This is a genomic window from Paenibacillus sp. WC2504, assembly GCF_052682475.1.
In genome coordinates this window covers 1,394,976-1,420,987 of record NZ_JBQZFH010000001.1, presented here as the reverse complement: position 1 = coordinate 1,420,987, position 26,012 = coordinate 1,394,976, and the positions used below count along the sequence as shown (strand labels likewise).

General features: G+C 48.1%; 23 protein-coding genes and 1 tRNA gene. 7 read left to right on the top strand and 17 right to left on the bottom strand.

The annotated features are described in order from the left end of the window. Nucleotides 1-175: 175 nt before the first annotated feature. Nucleotides 176-868 (top strand): N-acetylmuramoyl-L-alanine amidase family protein, encoded by a 693-nt coding sequence (locus ACUN27_RS06465; RefSeq protein ID WP_326063075.1) that lies wholly within the window; start codon nt 176-178, stop codon nt 866-868. Here the strand turns inward: ACUN27_RS06465 and ACUN27_RS06460 are convergent. The 6 genes from ACUN27_RS06460 to ACUN27_RS06435 form a co-directional block, all read right to left on the bottom strand. Then, nucleotides 855-1,673, bottom strand: coding sequence for a divergent polysaccharide deacetylase family protein (locus ACUN27_RS06460; RefSeq protein WP_418936949.1), 819 nt, complete (start codon nt 1,671-1,673; stop codon nt 855-857). The two genes, ACUN27_RS06465 and ACUN27_RS06460, sit on opposite strands and share 14 nt — an antisense overlap. A gap of 165 nt (nt 1,674-1,838) precedes the next feature. Beyond that, nucleotides 1,839-2,936 (bottom strand): flavodoxin-dependent (E)-4-hydroxy-3-methylbut-2-enyl-diphosphate synthase, encoded by a 1,098-nt coding sequence (gene ispG, locus ACUN27_RS06455; RefSeq protein WP_315953643.1) that lies wholly within the window; start codon nt 2,934-2,936, stop codon nt 1,839-1,841. Nucleotides 2,937-3,034: 98 nt separating this feature from the next. Next, entirely contained in the window at nt 3,035-4,303 is a 1,269-nt protein-coding gene (clpX, locus tag ACUN27_RS06450) for an ATP-dependent protease ATP-binding subunit ClpX (protein WP_127455274.1), read from the bottom strand. A gap of 12 nt (nt 4,304-4,315) precedes the next feature. After that, a complete protein-coding gene (gene clpP / locus ACUN27_RS06445; RefSeq protein ID WP_127455273.1) occupies nt 4,316-4,906 on the bottom strand; it encodes an ATP-dependent Clp endopeptidase proteolytic subunit ClpP in 591 nt (196 codons plus the stop codon). A 199-nt stretch (nt 4,907-5,105) separates the two neighbouring features. Further along, nucleotides 5,106-6,407, bottom strand: coding sequence for a trigger factor (tig, locus tag ACUN27_RS06440; protein ID WP_315953644.1), 1,302 nt, complete (start codon nt 6,405-6,407; stop codon nt 5,106-5,108). Between the two features lie 110 nt (nt 6,408-6,517). Next, nucleotides 6,518-7,411: a hypothetical protein gene (locus ACUN27_RS06435; RefSeq protein ID WP_315953645.1), complete on the bottom strand. Its 894-nt coding sequence runs from the start codon at nt 7,409-7,411 to the stop codon at nt 6,518-6,520. A 179-nt stretch (nt 7,412-7,590) separates the two neighbouring features. Between ACUN27_RS06435 and ACUN27_RS06430 the strand changes: the two genes are divergently transcribed. After that, nucleotides 7,591-7,664: transfer RNA gene (locus tag ACUN27_RS06430), tRNA-Arg, on the top strand. Between the two features lie 889 nt (nt 7,665-8,553). Here the strand turns inward: ACUN27_RS06430 and ACUN27_RS06425 are convergent. The 3 genes from ACUN27_RS06425 to ACUN27_RS06415 form a co-directional block, all read right to left on the bottom strand. Next, nucleotides 8,554-8,682, bottom strand: coding sequence for a hypothetical protein (locus ACUN27_RS06425; protein WP_258567559.1), 129 nt, complete (start codon nt 8,680-8,682; stop codon nt 8,554-8,556). A 70-nt stretch (nt 8,683-8,752) separates the two neighbouring features. Continuing rightward, a complete protein-coding gene (locus tag ACUN27_RS06420; protein ID WP_082562468.1) occupies nt 8,753-8,866 on the bottom strand; it encodes a DUF4023 family protein in 114 nt (37 codons plus the stop codon). 46 nt (nt 8,867-8,912) lie between these two features. Next, nucleotides 8,913-9,269 (bottom strand): hypothetical protein, encoded by a 357-nt coding sequence (locus tag ACUN27_RS06415; protein ID WP_315953646.1) that lies wholly within the window; start codon nt 9,267-9,269, stop codon nt 8,913-8,915. A gap of 174 nt (nt 9,270-9,443) precedes the next feature. Between ACUN27_RS06415 and asnB the strand changes: the two genes are divergently transcribed. Further along, the gene (asnB, locus tag ACUN27_RS06410; protein WP_315953647.1) at nt 9,444-11,288 is read left to right on the top strand and encodes an asparagine synthase (glutamine-hydrolyzing); all 1,845 of its coding nucleotides are present in this window, start codon (nt 9,444-9,446) and stop codon (nt 11,286-11,288) included. Between the two features lie 48 nt (nt 11,289-11,336). Here asnB and ACUN27_RS06405 read toward each other — a convergent pair whose 3' ends face one another. The 3 genes from ACUN27_RS06405 to ACUN27_RS06395 all read right to left on the bottom strand — a co-directional run bounded on the left by ACUN27_RS06405 (nt 11,337) and on the right by ACUN27_RS06395 (nt 13,956). Next, nucleotides 11,337-11,987: an XTP/dITP diphosphatase gene (locus ACUN27_RS06405; RefSeq protein ID WP_315953648.1), complete on the bottom strand. Its 651-nt coding sequence runs from the start codon at nt 11,985-11,987 to the stop codon at nt 11,337-11,339. Then, nucleotides 11,971-12,729, bottom strand: coding sequence for a ribonuclease PH (rph, locus tag ACUN27_RS06400; RefSeq protein ID WP_157319244.1), 759 nt, complete (start codon nt 12,727-12,729; stop codon nt 11,971-11,973). The genes ACUN27_RS06405 and rph overlap by 17 nt, the downstream gene beginning before the upstream one ends. Nucleotides 12,730-12,906: 177 nt before the next feature. Then, nucleotides 12,907-13,956: a GerMN domain-containing protein gene (locus ACUN27_RS06395; RefSeq protein ID WP_315953649.1), complete on the bottom strand. Its 1,050-nt coding sequence runs from the start codon at nt 13,954-13,956 to the stop codon at nt 12,907-12,909. Nucleotides 13,957-14,228: 272 nt separating this feature from the next. Here ACUN27_RS06395 and ACUN27_RS06390 point away from each other — a divergent pair, with 272 nt between their 5' ends. Next, nucleotides 14,229-15,191: a phosphatidylglycerophosphatase A family protein gene (locus tag ACUN27_RS06390; protein ID WP_157319246.1), complete on the top strand. Its 963-nt coding sequence runs from the start codon at nt 14,229-14,231 to the stop codon at nt 15,189-15,191. 378 nt (nt 15,192-15,569) lie between these two features. Here ACUN27_RS06390 and ACUN27_RS06385 read toward each other — a convergent pair whose 3' ends face one another. The 3 genes from ACUN27_RS06385 to ACUN27_RS06375 are packed head-to-tail and all read right to left on the bottom strand — an operon-like array spanning nt 15,570 to nt 17,997. Beyond that, the gene (locus ACUN27_RS06385; protein ID WP_326063077.1) at nt 15,570-16,547 is read right to left on the bottom strand and encodes an MBL fold metallo-hydrolase; all 978 of its coding nucleotides are present in this window, start codon (nt 16,545-16,547) and stop codon (nt 15,570-15,572) included. Between the two features lie 10 nt (nt 16,548-16,557). After that, nucleotides 16,558-17,289 carry a class I SAM-dependent methyltransferase gene (locus ACUN27_RS06380; protein WP_315953651.1) on the bottom strand — a complete coding sequence of 244 codons (732 nt, stop codon included), beginning with the start codon at nt 17,287-17,289 and terminating at the stop codon, nt 16,558-16,560. Nucleotides 17,290-17,310: 21 nt separating this feature from the next. Then, a complete protein-coding gene (locus tag ACUN27_RS06375; RefSeq protein WP_326063078.1) occupies nt 17,311-17,997 on the bottom strand; it encodes a DUF6483 family protein in 687 nt (228 codons plus the stop codon). Nucleotides 17,998-18,191: 194 nt separating this feature from the next. On the opposite strand from ACUN27_RS06375, the gene ACUN27_RS06370 reads away from it, so the two are divergent. Both ACUN27_RS06370 and ACUN27_RS06365 read left to right on the top strand, forming a co-directional pair. Beyond that, nucleotides 18,192-18,413, top strand: coding sequence for a helix-turn-helix domain-containing protein (locus ACUN27_RS06370; protein WP_145661635.1), 222 nt, complete (start codon nt 18,192-18,194; stop codon nt 18,411-18,413). A gap of 193 nt (nt 18,414-18,606) precedes the next feature. Beyond that, entirely contained in the window at nt 18,607-18,792 is a 186-nt protein-coding gene (locus ACUN27_RS06365; RefSeq protein ID WP_127455261.1) for a hypothetical protein, read from the top strand. A gap of 736 nt (nt 18,793-19,528) precedes the next feature. On the opposite strand, the gene ACUN27_RS06360 is transcribed toward ACUN27_RS06365, so the two are convergent. Together ACUN27_RS06360 and ACUN27_RS06355 are read right to left on the bottom strand one after the other, a co-directional pair. Then, nucleotides 19,529-20,629 carry a hypothetical protein gene (locus ACUN27_RS06360; protein WP_445558582.1) on the bottom strand — a complete coding sequence of 367 codons (1,101 nt, stop codon included), beginning with the start codon at nt 20,627-20,629 and terminating at the stop codon, nt 19,529-19,531. Continuing rightward, on the bottom strand, nt 20,598-21,371 hold the full coding sequence (locus tag ACUN27_RS06355; protein WP_445560600.1) for an S-layer homology domain-containing protein: 774 nt from the start codon (nt 21,369-21,371) through the stop codon (nt 20,598-20,600). Before ACUN27_RS06355 ends, ACUN27_RS06360 begins: the two co-directional genes overlap by 32 nt. A 196-nt stretch (nt 21,372-21,567) precedes the next feature. Here ACUN27_RS06355 and ACUN27_RS06350 point away from each other — a divergent pair, with 196 nt between their 5' ends. Beyond that, complete coding sequence (locus ACUN27_RS06350) at nt 21,568-25,920, top strand: DEAD/DEAH box helicase (RefSeq protein ID WP_445558581.1); 4,353 nt, start codon at nt 21,568-21,570, stop codon at nt 25,918-25,920. The last annotated feature ends 92 nt before the right edge of the window (nt 25,921-26,012 follow it).

Genomic DNA, 26,012 nt, shown 5'->3' with positions numbered 1-26,012 from the left:
TAAGTTCGCCTTTGCTTTTGCTTTAGCAAAACGTTCGTAAACCTTAGCGATAACTTCCATTATTCCCGTGTAAAAGAAGGTTAATCCAATCCATGCAAACTTTTGAATGACGTATGTAAGCTCCCTTTATGAAGAAGGATAAGAGATGACCTTTCATGCAAAAGGATGTGGCATTTTGAAGCGCTTATTGACGATCGTCCTACTTTTTCTTTTCCTCCTCGCAGCAGCAGGCTCTGATGCTTATGCTTTTGCAGGAAATCCTCTGCTCCCTTATGCCGATATCATTATTGATGTAGGCCATGGCGGCGTTGATTCCGGAGCTAGATACGGCAAATACCAAGAAAAAGATATGAATTTAGCAATCTCTAAAAAGACGTACAAACTACTTCAGAAAAAAGGCTACCGTGTCATTATCAACCGAACCGATGATTATGCCTTGAGCCAAGATAATAAATGGTCCTTTGGAGGAAGACACCGCAAAGATTTAGCACAGCGATCCGGAATAGCCAACACGATTAAGCCTAAAATGATGCTCAGCATGCATATTAACTGGTCGGGTAAACCAGATCGACGAGGGCCTCTTGTTTTTCACCAAAATCGATCAGAAAGTATCCTGTTTGCCAATCTGCTGCAAAACTCACTTAATCGTGTGTACGGCTCAAAGGAATTGCCTATTCTCGGAAAAAAATATTATGTGCTCCGAAATACCAAATATCCGGCTGTGATCGTGGAGTTCGGCTTTATTTCGAATAAATCCGACCGTAAGTTGCTGAGCAGCTCTCACCATCAAGCCAAACTCGCAGATGCCGTTGCCCGGGCTGTAGATGAATACTTTGGGATGGTTAATAATTCTACTATCTCGCGTTAAGATTCACCGTTTGCGAAAGAGGAACGAAGGTTGCTTCCTTTTGAATCGTTGGAATAGCCTCTTTGATGACTTGAGCTGTTTTCTTGCCTGGAGGGCCTACATGCCCAATTGCAATAACCAGCTCTCTGTCTTTCACAAATTTCTTGAACTTTACCATCTGCTTGCTAATGTGGCTGTAGGTATAGAGGTCGTCAAAAAACAGCTGATTTTCCGAAAATGGAACGCCCTTCTGGCCCGCCAACTTCCCGATCAAGCTATGCGGTGTCGTGCGGCTGTCCAATAAAATGAGATTTTTCTCTTTGCAGATATCAACGAGAATATTCATGACCCTTTCATCGGCTGTCGCTTTAGAGCCCATATGATTATTGATCCCTATGGCATAAGGGACATCCTCTATTGCCGCTACGATCCGCTTATGAATCTCATCGTTGGATAAGTCCGTTGTAATGGCTCCCGGACCAAGCCAACTCTTCTTACCTCGCACCGGCTCCATAGGCAGGTGCAGGATGACCTCATGGCCTTTGTCATGTGCTAGTTGAGCGTCTTGCTTGGTAGAGGGCAGAAAAGGCATCACAGCTACTGTAAAAGGGATGGGCAAATTCAACATTTCGGTTGTGCCGTCCATATTGTTGCCAAAGTCATCAATGACAATGGCCACCTTTTTCGTCTTTGATTCAGCAACAGGCTGATTAGGGTTCAGGCTATCAGCAGCGCCGGAATGTACGGGCAGCAGGAACAGCGAAATCCCCATCGTAACTGCCAAGGAAATTCGACGTGTTGCAGCGTTCTTTTTCAACAAAATCATGGTCATTCTCCTTCATCCATAGTAAAACTTACGCGAATTGAGCAAGCTTTCCAGTTCTCTCATTATGCTTCTCTTGAGCCCCAAATATGCGTGCGCTGAATAACAAAAAGCCGTTAAGATCCCCTTGCAAGGGTTCTTAACGGCTTTACTTATGTTAAATAAAAATTAGTGCTTACGACCAGGAATGACGCCTGTTTCTTCATAGGCTTTGACGATGATATCAATTTCTTTCTTCAACTCATCGAGCAGTTCGGCTTCCGGCACCTTACGGATCATTTCTCCATAACGGAACAGCATGCCTTCACCACGAGCGCCTGCAATCCCGATGTCCGCCTCACGAGCCTCTCCAGGACCGTTTACGGCACAGCCTAAGACGGATACTTTAATAGGCACCTTAATCTTGGCAATATAGTCCTCCACCTCGTTAGCAATCGAGAACAAGTCAATGTCAAGACGTCCGCAAGTCGGGCAGGATACCAGCGTTGCTGCGTTCGTAATTAATCCGAACGTTTTGAGAAGCTCACGCGCCACCTTAATCTCTTCAACCGGATCCGCGCTAAGCGAAATACGCAGCGTGTTCCCGATGCCCATGTTGAGAAGCGTTCCAATACCCGCGGCGCTTTTCACTGCGCCCGTAAAGAGCGTTCCCGCTTCCGTGATACCAAGATGGAGAGGGTAGTTAAAAGCTTTCGCAGCTAGTGAATAAGCGGCAATCGCCATCGGTACATCCGAAGCTTTGAGGGAGACGATAATATCATGAAAATCTAATTCTTCTAGAATGTTGATATGAAATAAGGCACTTTCCACCATAGCTTCCGGCGTTGGATAACCATACTTCTCCAGAAGATGGTTCTCCAGCGAACCTGCATTTACACCGATTCGGATTGGAATCCCGCGCTCTTTACAAGCCTTAACCACGGCCTCAACCTTCTCGCGGCGACCGATATTGCCCGGGTTAATCCGCACTTTATCGATCCCGTTCTCAATCGCAGCAAGCGCTAGACGATGGTCGAAATGGATATCGGAGACTAGCGGAATATGGATCTGTTTCTTAATTTCTTTAATCGCTTCAGCGGCTTCCTTATTGTTCACGGTTACGCGAACCAATTGGCAGCCTGCTTCTTCCAGACGAAGAATTTCAGCAACAGTGGCTTTTACATCCGCTGTTTTCGTCGTACACATGCTTTGCATGATGACTTCATTGCTGCCGCCGATGGTCAAATCGCCTACTCGCACGGGCCGCGTATCTTTTCTATGGAACATTATGGTTTCTCTCCCCATGACACCAAACATCCTCCGCTCCAATTTCCTGCATAAGGAAACCGGATTGGAGGCTGTGTGTTCGTTAATGAAATTATGGGTTACGCACTTTCTTCTTTTTTCTTGCCTGACGCTTGTGAACCGTCTTTCGTTGTCAGCACAGGCGTAAGCTTGTTCTGAACAGTCTCCTTAGAGACCACACAAGAAGAGACATCGGTTCTTGAAGGGACTTCAAACATCACGTCAAGCATAATGCTTTCGATGATGGCTCTCAGACCGCGCGCTCCGGTATTCCGTTTAATCGCTTCTTTCGCAATGGCGTCAAGCGCCTCTGCGTCGAATTCGAGTGAAACGTTATCCATTTCGAGCATCTTCTGGTATTGCTTCACGAGCGCATTTTTCGGCTCGGAAAGAATACGAACCAGTGCTGCTTCATCCAGCGGCTCTAGGGTAGAGATAACCGGCAGACGGCCTACGAATTCCGGAATCAATCCGAATCTGAGCAGGTCTTCTGGAAGTACCATGGACAGATACTCGCCTGGTTTCAAATCTACTTTAGCTCCGTCTGTGCTGAAGCCGATCACTTTTTTACCGATTCTGCGTTTGATAATTTGCTCTAGGCCATCGAAAGCTCCGCCGCAAATAAACAGAATGTTGGTTGTGTCGATTTGAATAAACTCTTGATGCGGGTGCTTGCGTCCGCCTTGAGGAGGAACCGATGCAACCGTACCCTCGAGAATTTTGAGCAAAGCTTGTTGAACGCCTTCACCAGAAACGTCTCTTGTAATAGACGGGTTCTCGGATTTGCGTGCTACTTTATCAATCTCGTCGATGTAGATAATGCCGCGTTCTGCTTTCTCCACATCGTAATCTGCAGCTTGAATCAGTTTGAGCAAAATGTTCTCAACATCTTCCCCTACATAACCCGCTTCCGTCAATGAAGTTGCATCCGCGATAGCGAAAGGAACATTCAAGATTTTGGCAAGCGTTTGAGCAAGAAGTGTTTTACCGCTTCCTGTTGGTCCTAGAAGAACGATGTTACTTTTTTGAAGCTCAACATCTTCCAGTTTGTTTTGTGAATTGATACGTTTGTAGTGATTATAAACCGCTACCGCAAGTGATTTCTTCGCTTGTTCCTGGCCGATGACGTACTGGTCCAAAATGTTGCGGATTTCCTTCGGTTTCGGAACATCCTTCAGATCCAGTTCTTCCTCGTGACCTAGTTCTTCTTCCACAATCTCCGTGCAAAGCTCTATACATTCATCACAAATGTAAACTCCCGGACCTGCAACAAGCTTGCGAACTTGGTCTTGGGATTTTCCACAAAAGGAACATTTGAGTTGGCCTTTTTCATCGTTAAATTTAAACATGGGATCACTCCTTTATTTCAAGTCGTTTCGAGTGATAACCTCGTCGATTAACCCGTATGCTTTCGCTTCTTCAGCGCTCATAAAGTTATCCCGGTCGGTGTCTCTTTCGATCTTTTCAAGCGGCTGTCCCGTACGATCCACATAAATCTGGTTGAGTTTTTGTTTCGTTTTGATAATCCAATCCGCGTGAATCTTAATATCGGTCGCTTGACCTCTTACACCGCCGAGCGGTTGGTGTATCATAACTTCAGCATTCGGCAGCGCGTATCGCTTGCCTTTGGCGCCTGCTGTTAACAGCAAGGAACCCATACTAGCGGCCATACCTACACAAATCGTAGATACATCCGGTTTAATAAATTGCATGGTATCGAAGATACCCATTCCAGCTGTTACAGATCCACCTGGTGAGTTGATATATAAGTGGATATCCTTTTCGGGATCCTGAGCAGATAAAAAAAGCAGCTGGGCAATGACCAAATTAGCCACATCATCATCAATGGCAGTCCCAATGAAAATAATGCGGTCCTTAAGTAGACGCGAGTAGATGTCGTAAGAACGTTCCCCACGTGCCTCTTGTTCAACAACCATAGGAATAAGACTCATTGTACCAACTCCTTTTGTGGCCAAAGCCATGTTTTCCAAATTGGGATTCAGTAACAGTTTAACATGTTTGAGCAGCAAAGTCATTTTTTCAGAAGACTGCTATGTATTCAATGAATTTCTTATGTTTGTAGGCAGTTTGGGGCTAAAATAGGGTAAAAGAAAGGCACGTTGCTTACGTACGTGCCTTTACTTACCTTATTTATACTGCTGCGGAAACATGCTTGCTATTTTCAAGCAAGAAGTCAACCGTTTTTCTAATCACAAGATCATTGCTCAGACCTTCTAGGCTGCCGTTAGAAGCAAACAGCTCACGAAGTTCTGCCGTTGATTTTTGGTAGGATGGTGCATATTTCTCAAGTTCCGCGTCAACTTCTTCGTCGGAAACTGTGATGTTTTCTGCAGCTGCAATGGCTTCAAGAACAAGGTTGTTACGAACACGCTTTTCAGCATCTTCTCTCATTTGATCTTTCAGCACGCTCTCGTTTTGACCGGAGAACTGGAAGTAAATCTCAAGCGTCATGCCTTGGGAGCGAAGACGTCTTTCGAATTCTTTCACCATTACATCAAGTTCTGCTTCTACCATGGATGCTGGAATTTCAAGATCAGCGTTAGCCGCAGCCTTATCAACAACAGCTGTTTCCAGAGCAGCTTCTGAATCTTTTGTTTTGCGCTCTTGAAGACGGTTTTTCAATTCTTCTTTGTACTCAACAAGCGTGTCGAACTCGCTCACATCTTTAGCGAACTCATCATCAAGTTCCGGCAAGTTTTTGCGTTTGATATCGTGAATTTTCACTTTAAACACAGCCGCTTTGCCTTTCAGATCTTCGGAGTGGTAGTTCTCAGGGAAAGAAACGTTAACATCTTTCTCTTCGCCTTTACCAAGTCCTACAAGCTGCTCTTCGAACCCTGGAATGAAGGAGTTGGAGCCAAGCTCAAGGGAGTACTTCTCTGCTTTTCCACCTTCGAATGCTTCGCCATCAACGAAACCTTCGAAATCAAGAACAACTACATCGCCGTTAGCTGCTTGTCCTTCTTCAAGAACAACCAATTCAGCATGACGTTGTTGCAGACGGGAAAGCTCGCTGTCCAGTTCTTCGTCCGTTACGTTAGCATCTACAGCTTCAACTTCGATGCCTTTGTAATCGCCAAGTGTTACTTCTGGTTTAACAGTAACCTTCGCTTTGAATTTAAGAACTTGTCCTTTGCCGAATTGCTCTACGTCTACTTCCGGACGATCAACAGGCTCGATTTTAACCTCTTCAATCGCTTGTACGTAAACTTCTGGCAAAATGATGTCTAGTGCATCTTGGTATAGGCTTTCTACACCAAATTTAGCTTCAAAGATTGAACGTGGCACTTTCCCTTTACGGAAACCTGGTACATTTACTTTCGCGGATACTTTTTTGAAAGCTTTATCCAATGCATCTGCGACGCGCTCTGCGCCAACTTCCACTTCAAGAACGCCTACGTTCTTCTCTATTTTTTCCCAACTTGCTTTCATTTTATGCTTTCCCCTTCCAAAAATGTACGATGACATATTTTCACGTTACGCTCATTATAACCATTCTATTATAACATATAACAAATTCATTTCAAGGCGACCTTTCGCCCCTAAAACGGATCGGGGTTAAACTGCTTCACAAACGCCTGCAGCACGAGATGCGCCCGCTTCCATTGCAGCGCCATCGATCCTACAATCCCGTAATTATCTAGCAATTCCTCTTTGTTAACAGAACCGAATAATCGTTCTTGCAAAATCGCGTGCAAGGCGGATGCCCATACGTCAACGGCTCCTTCTTCAGCTTTCAGCAAGTCTGAATAGATGGCTGTTCCATAGGCATAGGCCAAAAATTCCTGCCAAGTTTGTTTGGCAAAATAAACAAAATCCGGCTGGCTTATTTCACTAATATCCCCGACTCTGCGAATCATATCACGAATTTGGGATGGAAAATCCTCCGGGCATAGCGGTGTCTCCTCGATCTGGACGGCAATCCTGTTCCCGTTTTTGGGAAACTCAATGAATCCTTGCTCCCCCATTTGCTTAAGCGCCTGCAGCGCCTTGAACTGGATGTGCGGGTGCCGAGGCTTTTCGCTAAGCCATTCCTTGATAGCCGATCCTATTACGGGCTGATCGATAAAACCCAATTGTTCAAGACTGCTTACTTGCTGTTCCAAATTACCTTCTTTGAGTAAGTCCAGCAGCTTCAAGGCATATGCACCATCATCTGACGACTTCTCATGTATGTATTGCCTTAATAAATCCTCTTCTTCCTCTAAATCCTCTTCCGATGGACTCGGCATAGGGAATAACTCTTCTGGAAACATGGTTTGCAACCAAATCCGCAATGCTTCCCACTGCTCGATCTTATCCGATTGGGCAGCTGGAAATTGAAGCAGAAATGTTAGCAGTTGAAGAGCATCACTATACTGTTCGTTTCTTAAAAACTTGGTAAGTTCCTCTTCGTAATATTGCTCTGTTTTCGGAAAAAGAATAACATTATTCATCGACAACTCGGTTATGTGGATCACCTCAGAAATCTTGGTCTGCTGGTGACAGTTTACTTGATTGTTCGGGTGATTGCAAAATAATTTTAAAACAAGTGTTGACTTCTCTCAAAAAGATATGATAATATAACTCTTGCTTCGCCAAACAGCTACACGCTGCTAGGTAAGAAGAGGTCCATGTCTCAGTAGCTCAGCTGGATAGAGCACACGCCTTCTAAGCGTGCGGTCGGGGGTTCGAATCCCTCCTGGGACGTATTGCAAGGAGAGAAGATCGCGAGAATTCGCGATCTTTTTTTGTTTTGAGGTAAGCAAAGCTTACCCCTCATTTATTTGTGCCGAGCACTCACCCTATGAAATTTGCTGCCATCGCTTTGAGTGTCTCTTAACAAACTAAAATACGGAGGAGAAGTTAACTTCTCCAACGGTTCTTTCCTCCCCAATGGAGCTACAGGGCGCTATTTCATCAAAATAGCCACTTTTTCATGCGGAGGGGAACTGTGGGTCCCTATTTGTCCGTTTTCTTCGAGAAAACGGGATTAGATGGTCAAATAAGGCCCTGTAGTTCCGCTAAAAGCGGAAAAGGGCTGAATTTGCTAGAATAGCGGCCTGTTGTTCCTCTAAAATGTATCGTTGAACAACTTAACGTTAGTATGAGATGCCAACTCCGCCAAGTGTCACAGTAACGCTGAATTTTTTAGCGGCGACTAGGTTCTCCACCCCAAAAATTCGCTCCTAAGGGGCTCTAAACAAGCTAAACTGTCTAGGAGAAGTTAACTTCTCCAACGGTTCATTCCTCCCCAACGGAACTACAGGGCGCTATTTAATCGAAATAGCCACTTTTTCGTGCGGAGGGGAACCGTGGGTCGCTATTTCATCGAAATAGCCACTTTTTCGTGCGGAGGGGAACCGTGGGTCGCTATTTGTCCGTTTTCTTCAAGAAAACGGGATTCGGCGCTCACTTAAAGCCCTGTAGTTCCGCTAAAAGCGGAAACGGGCTGAATTTGCTAGAATAGCGGCCTGTAGTTCCCATAAGGTGTATCGTTGAACAAAGCATATCTGCATAGAATTACATAGAAAAAGCCGCCAACCTACGGTTGCGGCTTTCTGAATCATTATTTTATCACGCAAAAAAATTCCCGTTCTTACACAGAAGGCCGATTCGGCTGATGATGACCAGGCTCCGTTGAATCCAAATTAGACTGCACGCGTGAAGACTGTTTCGAATGATCGATCGTGCTTTGCGCTTTTTGTTTCATACTTTTTTTGCCCATGATGAATTCCCTCCTAGTAAGGTGAGCCCGTAGAGTGATCTCTACAGGCTCTTGTTAATGCCATTAGACTTTAGTGCTTCTTGTGAGGCAAGTTACTGCCTGGCTGACCGTCACCTTGTGTCCTGAAATTCTTCGCGGCTTTCCTCTGCTTGTCGTGCAGCTTGCTAATGAAATGACTATCCATGAGCATTCGCCTCCTGAAGAAAGAATGGCACTACCCCTTTAGAATGTCACGCAAGGTCAAGATTTAAACGCATGGCTAAATTTAGAAGAGCGCCTCTAGCTTCTGCATCTGTTTTGACTCTTTCATAGAGTTCCTCGAAATTACTCCGATTTGCAATAAATTCAGGCTCTGTTTTAATAGCGACTTGCGTCCAATTAATGAGCAAATTCTCTGCTTGTGTCAGTTCATTATAGGCACGGTGCAGGCCAACACGTTCAATGATATCTTCCAGTTCAGCCTGTCCGACTTCTTGGCCCGCCTCTTTCAAATCGGCAATCCGTTTATCTGCTTGATTACTAATTTGCAAAAAATGCTCCCTGGAGGCTAGATAATCGATTTGTGCTTTGGAATGTTTCTTTTTCATGGCCATCACCTTTACTGTTTAGTAATAATAATTCATTAATAATAACAGGCTTGGATTTAAAACACAAAATCTATCCAATGACATTTCTCGCTATTCTTGGACAGACATTATATATTCCCAATTTGCATACCCTTTATCATCATGCTCTCTTCATAAAGAAAGGAAGGAACGTCTATGTGCGGAATAACGGGTTGGATAGATTGGCGGAAAGACTTGACCGGGTACCCGTCCATTCTAGAAAATATGACGGAAACGCTCCATTTGCGTGGACCGGATGCTTCTGGCACCTGGATCTCACAGCACTGTGCCCTAGGCCATCGACGTCTTAGTGTAATGGATCCGGAAAACGGCGCTCAGCCCATGATCCGGAAACAAGGAGACTACACCTATACGATCGTATATAATGGCGAACTTTACAATGCCCCCGAGCTGAAGAAAGAGCTCGAACTGCGCGGACATCATTTTCGAACAACCTGCGATACCGAGGTGCTGCTTGTTGCCTTCATTGAATGGGGGCGGGCTTGTGTAGACCGTCTGAATGGCATCTTCGCCTTCGCAGCATGGAACGACCAGGAGCAATCCCTCTATTTGGTTAGAGACCGGCTTGGCGTAAAGCCGCTTTTTTATTCTCATCAGAACAGTGTCCTTCTATTCGGTTCTGAGCCAAAAGCGATCCTCGCTCATCCTGACTTTCAAGCGGAAGTTGGCGCGGAAGGGTTGGCCGAAATCTTCGCAGTAGGTCCTGCACGCACACCGGGACATGGCATTTATCGCAATATGTCGGAGCTGAAACCGGGACAATGCGCTATTTTTGACCGCAACGGCTTATCCATCAGAACGTACTGGAAGCTGGAAAGCCACCCTCATCCGGATGATGTGGCAGCAACGGCGCTTCAGGTTCAACAACTGCTGAGCGACACGGCCCAGCGGCAGCTCGTCTCCGACGTACCGATCTGTACGCTGCTATCCGGAGGGCTTGACTCCAGCGCCCTAACTTCACTTGCCGCGGAGCATTACAAAGAAAGCGGAAAAGGCGCTCTGCACACTTTTTCTGTCGATTACAAAGATAATGATAAGCATTTCAAAGCCAATCTCTTTCAACCAAACTCCGATGCACCTTGGATTAAGCGGATGACAGAGCATCTTGGCACTGAGCACCATTATATTGAGTTCGATACGCCTGAACTAGTGGAATCCCTGAAAACAGCCGTTTTTGCCCGGGATACGCCGGGGATGGCTGATGTTGACGGATCCCTTTATTTATTTTGCCGGGAAATCAAAAAGGAAGCTACGGTCGCCATTTCGGGCGAGGCTGCGGATGAAATCTTTGGCGGATATCCTTGGTTCCACAACGAAGAAGCCCTCTCCGCCAATACGTTCCCTTGGTCCCTGAAATTGCCTAACCGGGTCGATCTGCTGGCACCTGACTTAGTTGATTGGATTAAGCCGGTTGAATATGTCAGCAATCGTTATCAGCAGGCCTTAAGCGAAGTACCGCGGTTAGCGGGAGAAACGCAGCAGCAAAACCGGATGCGGGAAATGTCCTACCTCAACATCACACGATTCATGCCGACTCTTCTCGACCGCAAAGACCGCATGAGCATGGCTGTCGGGCTTGAGGTGCGTGTTCCGTTTTGCGATCACCGTCTTGTGGAGTATGTCTGGAATATTCCTTGGGAAATCAAAACATCCGGGGACCGGGAAAAAGGCATTTTACGAAAAGCACTCAAAGGCGTTCTGCCTGATGACGTCTTAACCCGCAAGAAAAGCCCTTATCCAAAGACGCACAACCCAAATTATTTAACCGCTGTTCGCAAATGGGTGCTGGAAATTTTGGATGACCCCGGCTCACCGCTGCTGCCTTTCATTGATGTAAAAAAAATACGGGCACTCGCCAGCTCCGACACGAACGACTTCGATCTCCCATGGTTCGGCCAGTTGATGACGGGACCTCAGCTGTTCGCGTATTTGGCACAAGTGGATATGTGGTTGCGAAACTATAAAATATCTATTCGTTAATATAAAAAGGCCTGCTGTCCACTGTTAATGTGGGAGCAGGTCTTTTCTTTAGGATTCATTTTGATCAGGAAGCCTATCCAGGAATAATCGTAAAGCTTTGGCGCGGTGACTAATTTCATTCTTCTCTTCCACCGTCAGCTCCGCCATCGTTCTTCCCAGAGAAGGAATATAAAACAGTGGATCGTAGCCGAAGCCACTCTCGCCGCGTTGTTCCGCTATAATGTAACCCGGACAAGAATCCTCGGCTTCAATGGTTTCATTCGCCACTGGATCGATAAGCGCAAGGGCACAAACAAAGGCAGCCTCGCTTAGAAATCTCGGATGTCCCGCTTCCATTGGCAACCCATCAGCCGGCGCGGACTCGCTCAAAGCTTGAAGCAGTTTCTGATTGTTGGCTGCATCCGTTGCGTTCTCACCGGCATATCTAGCGGAGTAAACACCAGGATCACCGCCGAGCGCCTTCACGCACAAGCCTGAGTCGTCAGCAAGGACGGGAACATGAAGATGCGCCGAAATTATCTGTGCTTTGATTCGTGCATTCTCCGCAAACGTCTTGCCGCTTTCGACGATTTCCGGAAGATCCGTATAATCGGCCAAACTGCGGACCTTGTACCCTTTTGGGCCAAAAAGACTTTCAAACTCCTTGACTTTCCCCTCATTGCGGGTTGCAATCACAACGATATTACTTCGTAGCCGCATGTTGTACACCCCGAATACGATCCGCTATAGGGCCTAGCACTTTAGACTGCTCTTCAATCATCGTATGAATCCCTGATTCTGCAAGCGCAAGCAGTTCATCCAATTCCTTGCGTGAAAACGGAGAGTCCTCGCCTGTTCCTTGGATTTCTACAAATTGACCTTGCCCTGTCATGACAACGTTCATATCCACTTTAGCCTGCGAATCCTCTTCATAGTTGAGGTCTAGACGCGGTGTTTGTCCGATAACGCCAACAGAAACTGAAGCCAAAAAGTCGTTAATCGGAAACTTCGCCAAGTTTTTATCCGTCGCCAGCTTGTTGATCGCGAACGCCATCGCTACGAATGCACCGGTAATCGAAGTGGTCCGGGTACCTCCATCAGCTTGGATAACATCACAGTCCAGGGTGATGGATCTTTCGCCCAAAGCTTCTAAATTAACGACGGAACGCAGCGCCCTGCCGATCAAACGCTGAATTTCCATCGTCCGCCCACCAAGCTTGCCTTTGGCCGCTTCACGTTGATTTCTAACTTGCGTGGCGCGAGGGAGCATGGAATATTCCGCGGTTACCCAACCTTTGCCTTGTCCTTTCATAAAAGGCGGGACACGCTCTTCAACCGTTGCTGTGCAAATCACTTTTGTATCCCCGACCTCAATGAGCACCGAGCCTTCAGCGTGTTTTATATAATGAGGGGTTATTTTCATAGGGCGCAATTCTTCATTTGTTCTTCCGCCAATTCGCATAAATCGTGTTCTCCTCCTGTCGCTTCCAAGGGAAGCTGAATACTCTCGCCCCATTGTAACAAAGTAGCCGGAGAAAAGCACCCTCAACAAGAACAATGATACCCGGCTGATCAAAAGGATGCGAAAACCTCTATGCAAGATTCCTTGCATAGAGGTCTATGAAGCGACGCAAGCTGATTATGACTTGGTCGGATTAATATGAGCAGGTCTCGCTACTGGCTTCGTATAGTTCTGAGTGCTATCCGAAGATGTAAATTTCACTGCGCCATCTACTTTGATCTGAACTTGCTTAAAGCCTGTATTCTCCGTCAACGAAAGAATAACTGACTTCAGAGCATCTTCAGGCGCTTTCTGGTCAGCACCCAGCAGCTTATTCGAGAAGTCAACCGTGATCAAAGCATCCGCCGGGTTAATGCTCTTCACTTCCGTTGCGGCGTTCAGAACGCTAGCCAGCCCTTTCTTCTGATCAGGTCCTTTGATCAGCTGATCTACAACGGCTTTAGCTATATTATCCGTTCTTTTGACGAGCCTTGTTACAGGTACATAATATTTATAGTTTTGATCGTTTTGATTCAGGAAGTAAAGCGTGACCGGTGTGGATTGCCCGAATTCCGCGTCTTCTGCCTTCTCAAGGTTAATCCCCATTGAACGCGCTAGCGGAGTATCAAGCGGCGTCTTTCCTTTTGGCATCTCTTTGAGATCCTTACCTTCAACACGGAGTTGAACTTTCTCTACCGTTGGGAAATTCGTCAAATTCCAAGTGATCGCTTCTAATATTTTTCTTTCGTTTTGCTGATCATACGTGAGAAACTCTTTTGAAAAATCGACAATGGCGCGTTTGTCTGATGTTACATTTAAGGAGATGACTTTCGTTCCTTTTGGCAGCAAGGCCTGAAATCCGGATGGGAGTAAACTGGAGACCGGACCGCCATCCACCATGTACTCAAGCGTCGTCTTCGCAACCGACACCGATTTCGGTAATCCCAGACTAATCGGAGCGACGAAGCCTTTGGCATCCTTCACATACACCGTCATTTGGGATGAATTATCGTCGATCATATCGATCGTGACCGCAGCTGATGTCGTCTGAACGTCTGCTTCCGCACCCGTGGTCGGAGGTGCATCAATGTCAGCTTTTTTCCCAGTGCCCAGGACCGAACATCCTGTGGTCAGCAAGGCAATCACCCCCGCGATAGCGGCTGAACGAATCCAATGTTGATGTTTCATTTGCTTATTTCCTCCTTCGAGTTTTCGCAGAAGCCTCTTCTGAAGCGTCTGCCGCTGATTTCCTTTTCGGCATGGCCTGTACATTGCTTTTTCGTATTATTATGTATACGGGGATTTGTCCGATTTATAACTACTTTTTGTCCACATGCTCAAAAAACTAGTCCCAAAAAGCCTCCATCCTTTTTCTGCTGAATCCATGCCTTTTCGGCATCTTAACGCGATATGCTATACTTGTAAAAATAGACAGATTTGATCTAACTGGAGGCGCACAGATGAGAACATTCCTCAAAGATAAAACGCTCATTTTCAACGAATTCCGGGATGAAGTATTCAGTCACTATCCGCAAGCCGTCATCGAAGAGGCAGTTGCCCGCCTGCTCGTGGAAATCAAGGGCATCAAAAAAATCCCTTACGAGACCATCACCACGACTTTATTAGGTGTTTTAAGCAAAACAGAAACTTACAATGTCATGACTACACTCATGGAGCTGCAAAAAAAGGTTAAACATGACTCCGAGCTGTTAGCAAGCATGAAAGACCCTGCCTACAACGTACATCGAACCATTGCCATGTCAATCTGTGGCTTGTATGGCAGCGGTGCAGCCTCCCTTTTCGGCTTCATGGATTGTAAATTCCGCTTTTTCTTTCCGACCAAACGTCCTAAATCGTTTATTTCAAAAGGAATTTGTGCGATTGTCGCTTCAACAGCAAGTGTTATCATTTCGGAGAATGTAAAAGTCGATTATTCGCAGCGCAATCTCGCTCTCCTGGCTGAGAGAGGTGTCCAGCTTGAAGATATGGTGGAAATTTTGGATCAACTTCAACGTCCCTACAATCCTGACATGGAGCGCAGCCTATGCGAAGAACACATTGTCGCTGTACTGCGCAAACAGCAGACCTTCCATGCGCTGCAGTTGGCGATCAAAATAGACACCGCCGTCGAAGCCGGCGAATTCAATCCGCAGTATAATCATATTGTCGGGCAAGACGAAGGGCTTTTCGGAGTAGATGAAAGTATCGCAACCGCTGTGCCGCTGATGTATGGAACGATTGCGCTTACGAATTTCGGCTACTTGGACAAAGAGAAAATCGGGATCATTAAAGATCTGGACAGCGATCATTCCGAGGGGAAATGCAATACGTTTATTGATGATATGGTTTGCGGCATTGTGGCTGCTGCCTGCGGCCGATTAGCGCATAATAATATTCCTACTTACAGTAAACCTTTGAAGTAGGGTGAGGAATGATGGCGGAGAAGATGAAGGCGTATTGACGCGAGATGCGAACTCGCGGAGATGCCGAGAAATTTGAAGGCGGAGAGCTGTTTGAACGAGTCAGCAGTAGGTTAAGGGAACTACAGGGCGCTATTTACGGGAAATGAGCGATTTTTGAATGATAGAGGAACTACAGGGCGTTATTTAGTCTCAAACTGCCGAATTTCAGCCAGAATCCAGAAAATAGAGGAACGTAGTTCCCTCCAAACCGCGAAGTGACTGTTTCTCTAGTAAATAGCGGACCGTAATTCCCTCCAACTTGGGATAGGGTCGTCGCCAATGACAAAAAAGCACATCAACATCCGCTCAACATGAGGATGTTAATGTGCTTTTATTCATTTAGCGGGTGGCTGCTACGTAGTGCACAAGCTCCGCGGCCGGATCGACCTGCTGAACGCGGCCCTCCGCCTCCAGCAAGATGAGGTGAGCGATCGTCTCCGACAACGCGAACCTCATCTGATGCACGCTAAGCCGGTCGCCGAAGGTCGCGCGGCACACCTCATAAGCGCTAAGCGGCGCGCTTAGCTGACCCTCCATGAGCGCAAGCCGCTCATGATGATGGCGCACCAGCTCTTCGGTGCGTGCGCCAAAGCCGGACCAAGGCTCCCGGTGCCCCGGGTAAGCCATCTTGACCGGCAGCCTGCCGATCTCCTGCAGGCTGCGCAAGTACTCGCCGAGCGGGTTCTCTTCCACCTGCGGGAGGAAGGAAACGTTCGGCGATATTTGCGGCAGGACGTGGTCGCCGCAAAAGATCACCTCCGCCTCAGCGTCGTAGAAGACCAAGTGACCCGCGGCATGGCCGGGGGTCTCCATGGCTTCGTACACGCGGTCCCCGAGGCGCACAGGGCCTTCACGCAGCAGCGTAACCTGCGGCTGCGGGGAAACCAAATCGACGAAGCTCACCATGTGCTTCGTCATCTCCGCCAGCCCGGCTTCCGGGAAGCCGTGCCGGGCAAAAAGATCCAGCAGCCGCGCCGACATCGGTTGCTCCGGCCCCCACAGGAGCTGCACTTGTGCATAACCGGTCTCCGAGAGGAGAACCGGTGCGCCCGTGCGCTCCTGGAACCAACCCGCCATCCCGTAGTGATCGGGATGGTGGTGGGTGAGCACGATCTGCTCGACGTGCTCGAAGCCGATCCCGCGCTCCTGCAGCACCTGCAGCCAGAGCGCTTCCGCATCCGGGGTATGCAGCCCCGGATCCATGACCGTGTACCCTTTGCTGCCGCGAATCAGGTAGGCGTTCACCCATCGAAGTGGAAAAGGCAGCGGCACCTTCACTTGAGTAATTTCATCTGTATGTTCGGTTACGATGTTCATTGGTGAGTCGTCATCCTTCCTTATGCCCTACAAAAATCATCCGGCAAGATACATCAGCCTCATACGGATGACCGTCATAACTGCCGTATACGTGATCAATATGTAAACCTGCTTTTTGCAGCATTGCTTCAAACGCCACTCGGTCGTACAATTTCACCTGTTCCAAATACTTCCGCTCCGGAGAGCCCTCCTGCGATATCACAATTCGCTTACGCACGCAGCCATCTTCAATGGCTCTCGTTTCGAGAATTTGAATGTCTCCCTCCGTGCGCTGCGATTGTGGTACAAGATGAGCTTGAACATAAATCGGATTCAGGAAATCGATAATAAAACGACCGCCCTCTTTTAGAAGACGATGCATCTCGTAAAACACCTTGGCATTCTGTTCTTCCTCATCAAAATATCCAAATGAAGTAAATAAGTTCACAACCGCATCAAACTGACGCCCCAAGGGAACTTCCCGCATATCACCGCGCACCCATGTCACACGCTTCTGCTTATCCAGTTCTGCCGCTTCCGTCAAAAGCACTTCAGACAAGTCAACCCCTGTGATTTCATATCCAAAATCAGCCAGTGCCAAGGAGTGACGTCCCATCCCACAGCACAAATCCAACACTTCGGCCCCTTGCTTTAGGTCAAGCCAATCGATCATTTTTTTCACTTCATGATAAGCGCCTTGCATATCCCGATGCTTATAAACTAATAAATAATCATTTCCAAAGCTTTCCTGATACCAAGCCATTTTATCACCTGCAATTTCTATTTATAAAGTTTTAAAAGAGTCCAATTTCTGCTGTACCCGGCGCAAGCTTTCTGCGGCTTCTTCCGTACTAAAGTTACCTGCTTCGAGCAACTTTTCTTCGGTATTCAGCAGTGTTTTATAAAAAGCAACACCTTGCCGTAGGAACTCCGATTGGTCCGGATGGTCCTCCATATAATGAAACAGCACGTCCTCTGCCTTCGCGTAGTCGCCTTGTTTTTCATAATGGGCAAAAAGCAACCTCTTCATATCCTCCGGTACTATCCATGCCTTAAGCCGATCCAGACTGGTTTGTATGCGAGCAGCCACTTCTACGTTCTCATCATCCCTAGGACTAACTTCGGGAGAAAGAGACAAGTGCAGCAGTAAATCGAGAGATTTTACATAGGCATGGTAGGCCTCGTCCGTTTGTTCGTGCTGCCTCAGCAGATCTCCGTGACCGACGAACATATCCCCAATGACCATCGCCTTCGCCGTATCCAAATTTCCATGATAGGAGAGCAGCTCCAGGATATCCTTGCTTGATAAAGCCTGTAACGAACGAACATTGAGCCCGAGCAAATGCCGGCTGGCTTCGTCCAACAGCTGCTGGGCATCCGCCAGTGGAATATGTTCCTTATTAAAAAGAATGCGATGCAGTACCTGAGTCATCTGCTCAATCTGCCGCATAAAATAATCACGTTTGAACATAAGAAACCCTCCTTTGCCCAAATGATATACCTCGTTTCAGCTTACCACGCCTCGGATAGAAACTCAAAAGCGGATGTCGCCTATTTTTACATATACACCGCACCATTGGCAGCAGCCCTTCATAAACTAATTTTGACTGTATCCCTAAACCTTGTATTTCCCAATACCCGAGCAAGGAGGGGTGACACACATCCATGGCCAGCGACCACAAAAACAAATTTCTACTTACGAACCGCGAACGCGAAGTATTCGAACTATTAGTGCAGGACAAAACGACGAAAGATATCGCACAGCAGCTTTTTATCAGTGAAAAAACTGTGAGAAATCATATCTCCAATGTCATGCAAAAGCTGAACGTAAAGGGTCGTTCACAAGCGGTTGTAGAACTGATCAAGCTTGGGGAATTAAAGATCTGATTCCGTCAGCAAAGGGATCCATGTAAGCCTTCGAGGCCTCCTATTGGAGGATTCGAGGGCTTTTATGTTATTCGCGCGCGCTTTAAAAAGTGAACGTTTTGTTAACCCAACATTTCGACAGTAAATGATCCTTAGCATGTACTATGATAATAACTAACAAGTACATTACACCTTTAGGGGGCTATTTCAATCCATGATCGAAATGATTACCGAGCAAAAAAATGTGTTTTCCTTGTCAGAACTCCTGAATGTGGAACCAGGCATTCTCTTTCGGCTCTGCCAGTATATTGAGTCAAGGGGCCATCATTTCACGAAGTCAGAAGAAGGCGCCTTCCAATTCAATGATAATGATATTGCTGTTATTTTAGCCCATTATTAATGGGCTTTTTTGTTGCCTTGTGGTCGATTGGGCGGTGTGAGGCCTTGAGAACAGGGCTACGGTCTTAGTGGCTTGTGAGAAGGCCTTTTTGACCTCTCGCACGGCATGCTTATTGTTTCTGAGAAAGTTAGCAGTTGAGCCTACTTTTTGGGAGACATCAGATTTCCTGTGCCATGTATAAGCTGAATGCACAAAAAAACTGACGAACCAGCCTCCGTCAGGTTGTGAAGCTAGCTACTCTACTACCCCCACCATCCCATCACGCTACCCACCATATCTGCCAACTTCCACTCAACTGCCAATAACAAATTTAAAAAACCTAGCGGGAAACCTACTGAGGCATTACTCATGAGAACTCGAGTCCTCAATATCAGAGGAAACCGGATCGCTTCGCTTTGCAGCCGGGCTTGGGTAACCGCATAGGTTAAGCTTGTTTTTCAACGCTAACGTGGTCAGTTTGCGTGTCTAGCATACGTTAACGTTGTAAAACAACGTAACAGCCTCCATCCACGCCCAGAGACTGGCCTCACGCTAGAGTTAAGCTTGTTTTTCAACGCTAAGCGGTCAGTTTGCGCGCCGAGCATACGATAACGTCGAAAAACAGTGTTACAGTCAGCAATGGCGAGGCTAGTCGCAATCGATGCCATAGTCGCATCAAAATAAAAAGAAGCCCCATCCAGGGCTCCTTTTTCTCTCTTTTTCTAACCTCTTCCCTATCTCCCTCAATCCACCACTATCACTTTATCGTAATAGAAGTCACTACCTTATTCGCACCCTTCAGCTGAACAAGCCGTCCTTCCTTAAATAACGTCAAGTTGCCTACGATAGTCACACTGGAAGCAACTTGATACACGGTCGTCTGATCCTTGCCATTAATCGATTGCACGATAGAAATCGTGGCGAGCTCGCCTTGCGCATTAAGAGTTGTTCCTTTCAATTTCCCTTGCAGATCAAACGGTAAATTCTCGTCAACCCTTTTCGTTACTTCAATATAGATGACTTTATTGTCAGAGGTGCGGATATCGACCTCGTCGCCTACTTTAAGGTCAATGGCTCTAACCTTCACGCCGCCACGATAGACGATGACATCCGGGTGCAAAGTAAAAGCAGTTGTAACTCCCGATTTCGTCAGCTTCAGCTCGCTACTGTTAACAACAGCGCTAACGGTGCCGTTGTTCGTGATAGGCTGCACCATTTTGGTCACTTCAATATAAATGACTTTATTCTCGGAGGTGCGAACGTTGACTTCATCCCCAATTTTCAGCTCGGTTAGAGCCACTTTCAAGCCATTGCGATATACAACGACATCCGGATGCAGCTTTATTTCAAAATTCACATTGTCTTTCTTGAGCTTCAGTACGTTGTTACTCACCGCTGCCGTGATCGTTCCGTTATTCGTAATCGCTTGCGCCGTTTGTGTTACTTCAATAAAAATAACTTTATTGTCCGAGGTCCGAACGTTCACTTCATCGCCGACCTGCAGAGCGGAAGCCGCAACTTTGACGCCATTTCGATAAATAACGATGTCTGGATGCAGCGTATAGTTTGTTGTAACACCAGATTTGGTAAGCTTAAGGATATTGTTGTTCACAACGGCTGTGACCGTACCGCTACTGGATATCGGAACAACCGGTTTGGTTACCTCCATATAAATAATTTGATTGTTAAAAGTCCGCACACTCACTTCGTCTCCAGCCTGCAAAGCCGAAGGACTGATTTTCACTCCGTTTTTGTAAATGTAAACGTCCGGATACAAGGCATAGGTTGATGTCGTACCTGAAGTTGTCAATACTACTGCGTTCCCGTTAACAACACTTTTTACCGTTCCCGTTAACAACACTTTTTACCGTTCCCGTCAGTGTGTTATTTCCTTGATCAGGCAATTGTCCGCCTGTACGGTCAAGCAATGCGGCAAGTTGAGCCCGAGTAACCGGCTGATTCGGCCTGAACGTGTTATCCTCAAAGCCATCTACCAGGCCTTTTTCAATGGCCACAGCAACATAACCTACAGAACCTGCAGGAATCTGCTTCGCATCTTTGAACGGCAGGGCCGTGTTCATTTTGGCTTTCGCCTGAGCGTCCAGCTTCAGTGCTTTGACCAAAAGCGTCGTCGCCCATAGCCGATCGCCTTCTTTTTGAGGCTGAACAGAGTCGTCATTTTCGGAAAACAGGTCATTTTCCAGTGCAACAGCAACGTACCCTACCGCCCATGCCGGAATTTGATTGGCATCTTTGAAATTGAGATGTGTACTCATTTTGGCTGAAGATTCTGCTTGGCTGCGAAGCCCCATAAGCCGGACGGCTGCTGTAATCGCTTCAATGCGTGAAACCGTGTTTTGCGGTTTAAAGGTACCATCCTCATACCCCTCAAATACACGCATGGATGCTAAACTCGCGATATAGCGTATGGCCCATTCCGCGGTTTTCAAATCGTTAAAGGTGAGATGGATTTCGACCTTTCCGTCATCTTTCCGATTGCCGTTACCGTCGCCATTCCCATTGTCTTTAGCTAGAACAGCTGTGCTGCTCCCCATGATTGTTACGAAAGCAAGGCCCGTCGCAATTACTTTTTTGAGCATCAAGCTTAACTCACACTCCTTCGCCATAGATAACCAAATGTATCAGATTAATTCGTTGAATTGGTTATTTTTAGGAGGTTAACCCTATATTTTACTTTCGCAATTTCTCACAACACCCCCCTCACGGGCACATCATTGGCGAAAGCGCCTACATTATGCTATGTTGGAAGAAATTATGAGCAAGGGAGCGAACGAAATGACGGCACATGCAGAGGGACCTCTGTCTCTTTTTCATCCGATTCTGAAGGAGTGGTTTATTTCACGCTTCGGCGAACCCACCGACGTACAGAAGCAGGCGTGGAAAGAGATAACTGCCAGGAAGCATACCCTCATCTCCTCCCCTACGGGTTCAGGTAAAACATTAGCAGCCTTACTGCCTTGTATGGATCGTATTGTGAAAATGAAACAGGCTGGCGGCGAGCCCTACATCCCAGGTGTACGTGTACTGGTCGTTACGCCGCTAAAAGCGCTGAATAATGATATTCATGATCATTTGTTTCATTTTATGGCGGAGATTGAGGAGCTTGCCGCCTCATTTGAAAAGGACACCGCTTGGCACGGACTGCGTGTCGGCGTCCGCACCGGCGATACTACGCAGAGCACGCGAGCTTCGATGTTGAAGCATCCGCCAGATCTGCTCGTGACCACACCGGAATCCCTCTATCTGCTGCTTACCTCACCGCGCGCGAGAGAAATGCTCAAGAGCGTGGAACAAGTCGTCATCGACGAGATTCACGATCTGGCAGCGGACAAGCGCGGCATGCATTTGTCGTTGACGCTGGAAAGGCTGGAAGTGTGGTGCGGGCGATCCGTTCAGCGGATCGGCGTCTCAGCCACACAAAAGCCGATCGAACGCGTCGCACGGTATCTCGGCGGATGGGAAGCCGGCGAGCCGCGCCCTGTCGCGATTATCGAGAGCAAAGCCGAAAAGCACTACGCCCTGCAGGTGGCGATGCCGAAGCCGGCGCGAGCCGGAGCGGATAAAGAGGCCATCTGGACGCCTCTTGTAGAACGTGTGCTGCAGCTAATGGAAGGCTGCCGCACGGTACTCATCTTCGCCAACAGCCGCAGGTTGTGCGAGCGGTTAACCCTGCGTCTCAATGACCATGTCGGTCATGAGATCGCGCTCAGCCATCACGGCAGCGTAGCCCGCGAGATCCGGCTCGAAGTCGAGCGCCAGCTCAAAGCCGGCGAGCTTCGCTGCCTGGTCGCCACGTCGTCGCTGGAGCTCGGCATCGACGTCGGCCATGTCGATCTGGTCATCCAGATCGACTCGCCTTTCACCGCTGCGGCAGGCATCCAGCGGATCGGCCGCGCCGGCCACGCCGTCGGCAGCGTCAGCCGCGGCGTGCTGCTGGCGCGCAGCCGCAGCTTGCTGCCGGAGCTCGCCGTGCTCAGCCGGCGGATCGCCGCGCGCGACATCGAGGCCATCCGCATCCCGCGGGGCAGCCTCGATGTCCTGGCGCAGCAGCTCGTCGCGATGGCGTCGCTTGGCGACGAGCTGGATGTCGCGCTCCTGGCGCGCCTGCTCGCACAGAGCGACTCCTTCCGCGAGATGCCGCGGGAGCGGTGGCTCGCGATGCTGGAGGTGCTCGCAGGTTTATACCCCTTTGCGCGTCCGCTCATCGCATGGGACCGCGAAACCGGCCGCTTGGAACGCGTAGCGGCTTCGCAGATGGCCGCGCTGACAGGCGCGGGCACGATTCCACAGAGCACGGCTTATCCCGTGCACCATAACGAAACCGGCCTTCATCTGGGCGAGCTGGATGAAGAGTTCATTCACGAATCGTCGATCGGCGACGTATTCCAGCTTGGTACGGCTTCATGGCGCATCGTTCGCAAGCGCCCGGAACGCATTTATGTGCAGGAAGCCGAAAACCGGTACAGCGAAATCCCTTTCTGGCGCGGGGAGACTGGCGGGAAATCCTATCAGCTCGGAGTTCAAACGGGATTGCTTTGGCGCGAGCTGCGGGATCGGTTGAACGCGCAGTCTCATACAAAGGGAGATATCGATGTCCAAGAATGGCTCATGGAGCAGTATTTTTTCGATACAGAAGCCAGTCATGCCCTGATTGGACTCATTCGCAATCAAATTGCGGTCAATACAGTACCGACCGATCAAACGGTTGTTATCGAAACTTTTGCCGATGAACAGAACCAAACACATTATGTGCTGCACAGCTTATTTGGACGGAAAGTAAACCGGACTTGGCTTATGGCGCTTGAGAAACATCTGGGCCACAACGGACACCAGGCCATCTATACAAATGCCAAGGACAATGGCATCGAACTGATTTTCCCAAGCTATCAAGAAGCGGTTACGCAGGCTATCATGTCCCTTTCTTTTAATGAAGCTGAACAATTGGTTATCGGAGCTGTCGCGGAGTCCGGCATGTTCGGTGCGGCTTTCCAGCGGCTTGCGGAAACTTCCCTGCTGCTTTCCCGCAGCTTTACACGAATGCCTGCTTGGCTCAAGCGGCTTCGCGGCCAAGAGCTGATGAAAGAAGCGCTGCCCTACAAAGAGCGGTTTCCGCTCTTTCAAGAAGCCATGCGTGAATGCTTGGAAGAGCATGTCGATTTGGAGCATCTGCGGAGTATCCTGGACGGGATGCAAGCAGGGGACATCCACTTTGCGGTTCATCGCAACCACTTCCCTTCACCGCTAGCCGCTCAATTTCAATCTGATTACGTCGCCCAAAAAATCTATGAATCAGACAGCCTATCTCAGGATTTGCAAGTAGAATTACTAGGCTTCAGCCGGCAGATGGCTGCCGATATTTTTGGAGCAGAGACTGTTCGTAACGCGATAAATCCTCAAGTCCTGGAAGACGAAGATACCAAGCTTTCCAGGACGGATGAAGCATGGATGTCAGCTCAGCAAGTCTTTCGTTATTTAAAAGAGCGCGGAGACGCCTCCCTCACCGAACTCGTCAAAGCTGGTTCAGCTTCCGAATCCTCCGTCAAGGCTTGGCTGCATGAATTGCTTGACCAAGGAAAAGCGCAATTAGCCTCCTTCTCCGGCGAGACGCGTTACATATGCCGCGATGAAGTGGCCTTTTATTCTTCGCTCACCGTAGATCCTCTTGCCAGAACGTTTATCTTCCAAAGATATGCGGACGGTCGGCTGTCTTTCACCGCTGAGGAGCTCTCGGATCGCTACGAGTTGAAAACGGAGACGATTGAAAGCTGGATTGGGGAAGCTGTCGCTTCCCGCTTATTGGAGCCTGCACCTTTCGCCGATCCTGAAGTGGAGTCGCTTTGGACAAGCAGCAAGGTCGCTTCCCGCTTAGTACGCCAATCTCTGCAGATTCTCAGACGCGAGAACTCAGCTATTCCTCCGCTCACCTATCTGATGCACATGCCGCTCATGCGCAAACTTATTGGGAGAACGGACGTTCCCGGCATCGAGCAGCTGCGGGAAATCATCACGGATTTGCAGGGCTTCTCCCTGCCTGTATCACTCTGGGAATCCGTTTTCTTCCCGACAAGGCAGTTATCCTACCGGAAACAGGACCTGGATATGTTATGTTCATCAGGTGAGGTTTTTTGGATAGGCCACAAGGAAGAGGGGGAAAAAGAAGGTCGTATCGCTTTCTTTCTAGCAGAAAGTTCCACACTTTTCGAACCCTGCCTTGCCGGGATGCACCATAGACCTGTCTCTTCTCCAGAACTCTTGAGTCTTATGGAAACCAAAGGGGCTGTATTTCTCAGCAAACTTGGCCTTGAAACCGGAAAAGCCCCTTCCTTATTATTAGAAGAGTTGCTCCAGCTTGTCTGGGATGGTCAGGCGGCCAATGATCAGTTCGCACCGCTGCGGCTTCATGCCACGGGCGCTTCCTCTTCGAAGAAAGGGGACAAATTCCAATCAGGACTTGGCCGTTGGTATGCCCTAAGCACACTGCATAATGCAGCCTTCGATAAGCAATCCTCCGCTATGCAGTGGACGCATCATCTGTTAGAGCGTTATGGTCTCATTACCAAAGATCTCGTCTCTGCGCTTTGCCCCTATCCATGGGAGGCGATTCATACCGCCTTGCGTCAATTGGAAGAGTGGGGGCTTGTCGTCCGAGGGCTGTTCATCACCGATTTGCATGCTCTCCAATTTGCAACGAAAGACTTTATTCGACTGCTGCATCAGCCAGTGGCACAAGGAACTAACCATTCCTCTTCTTTCACGCTAGTTAGCGCTGTCGATCCAGCTAATCCTTGTGGGCTGCTTGTCCCTTGGCCTGAAAGACCCGGAATTTCCTTCTCGCGCAAAACCGGCAATTATTTAGCTCTCAAAGGCAGCGAGTGGTTGTATTGGATCGAAAACAACGGGAAGCGCATCTATCAGTTAACTGCACAAAGCCATGATTTGGCGGAGACTGCCCACGAGCTCAAGCTCATGTTCCGGCAATTGCTGAAACAGCACCAGCTGCGCAAAATCGTCATTGAGACTTGGAACGGTGTCCGTATTTCCGATGCGCCTGAACAGGAAGTTTTGAGACTTCTTGGCGCAGAAAAAGACCGCACCAACTTAGTTCTTTGGCCTAGCCAACTAAGCTGATACGGTCCTCTATGTTCGTTCTACTTGTACAGCACATATTTTGAACTCCGGCATCCGTCTCGTCGGTCGAGTGCTCATACCTCCAATGGAAG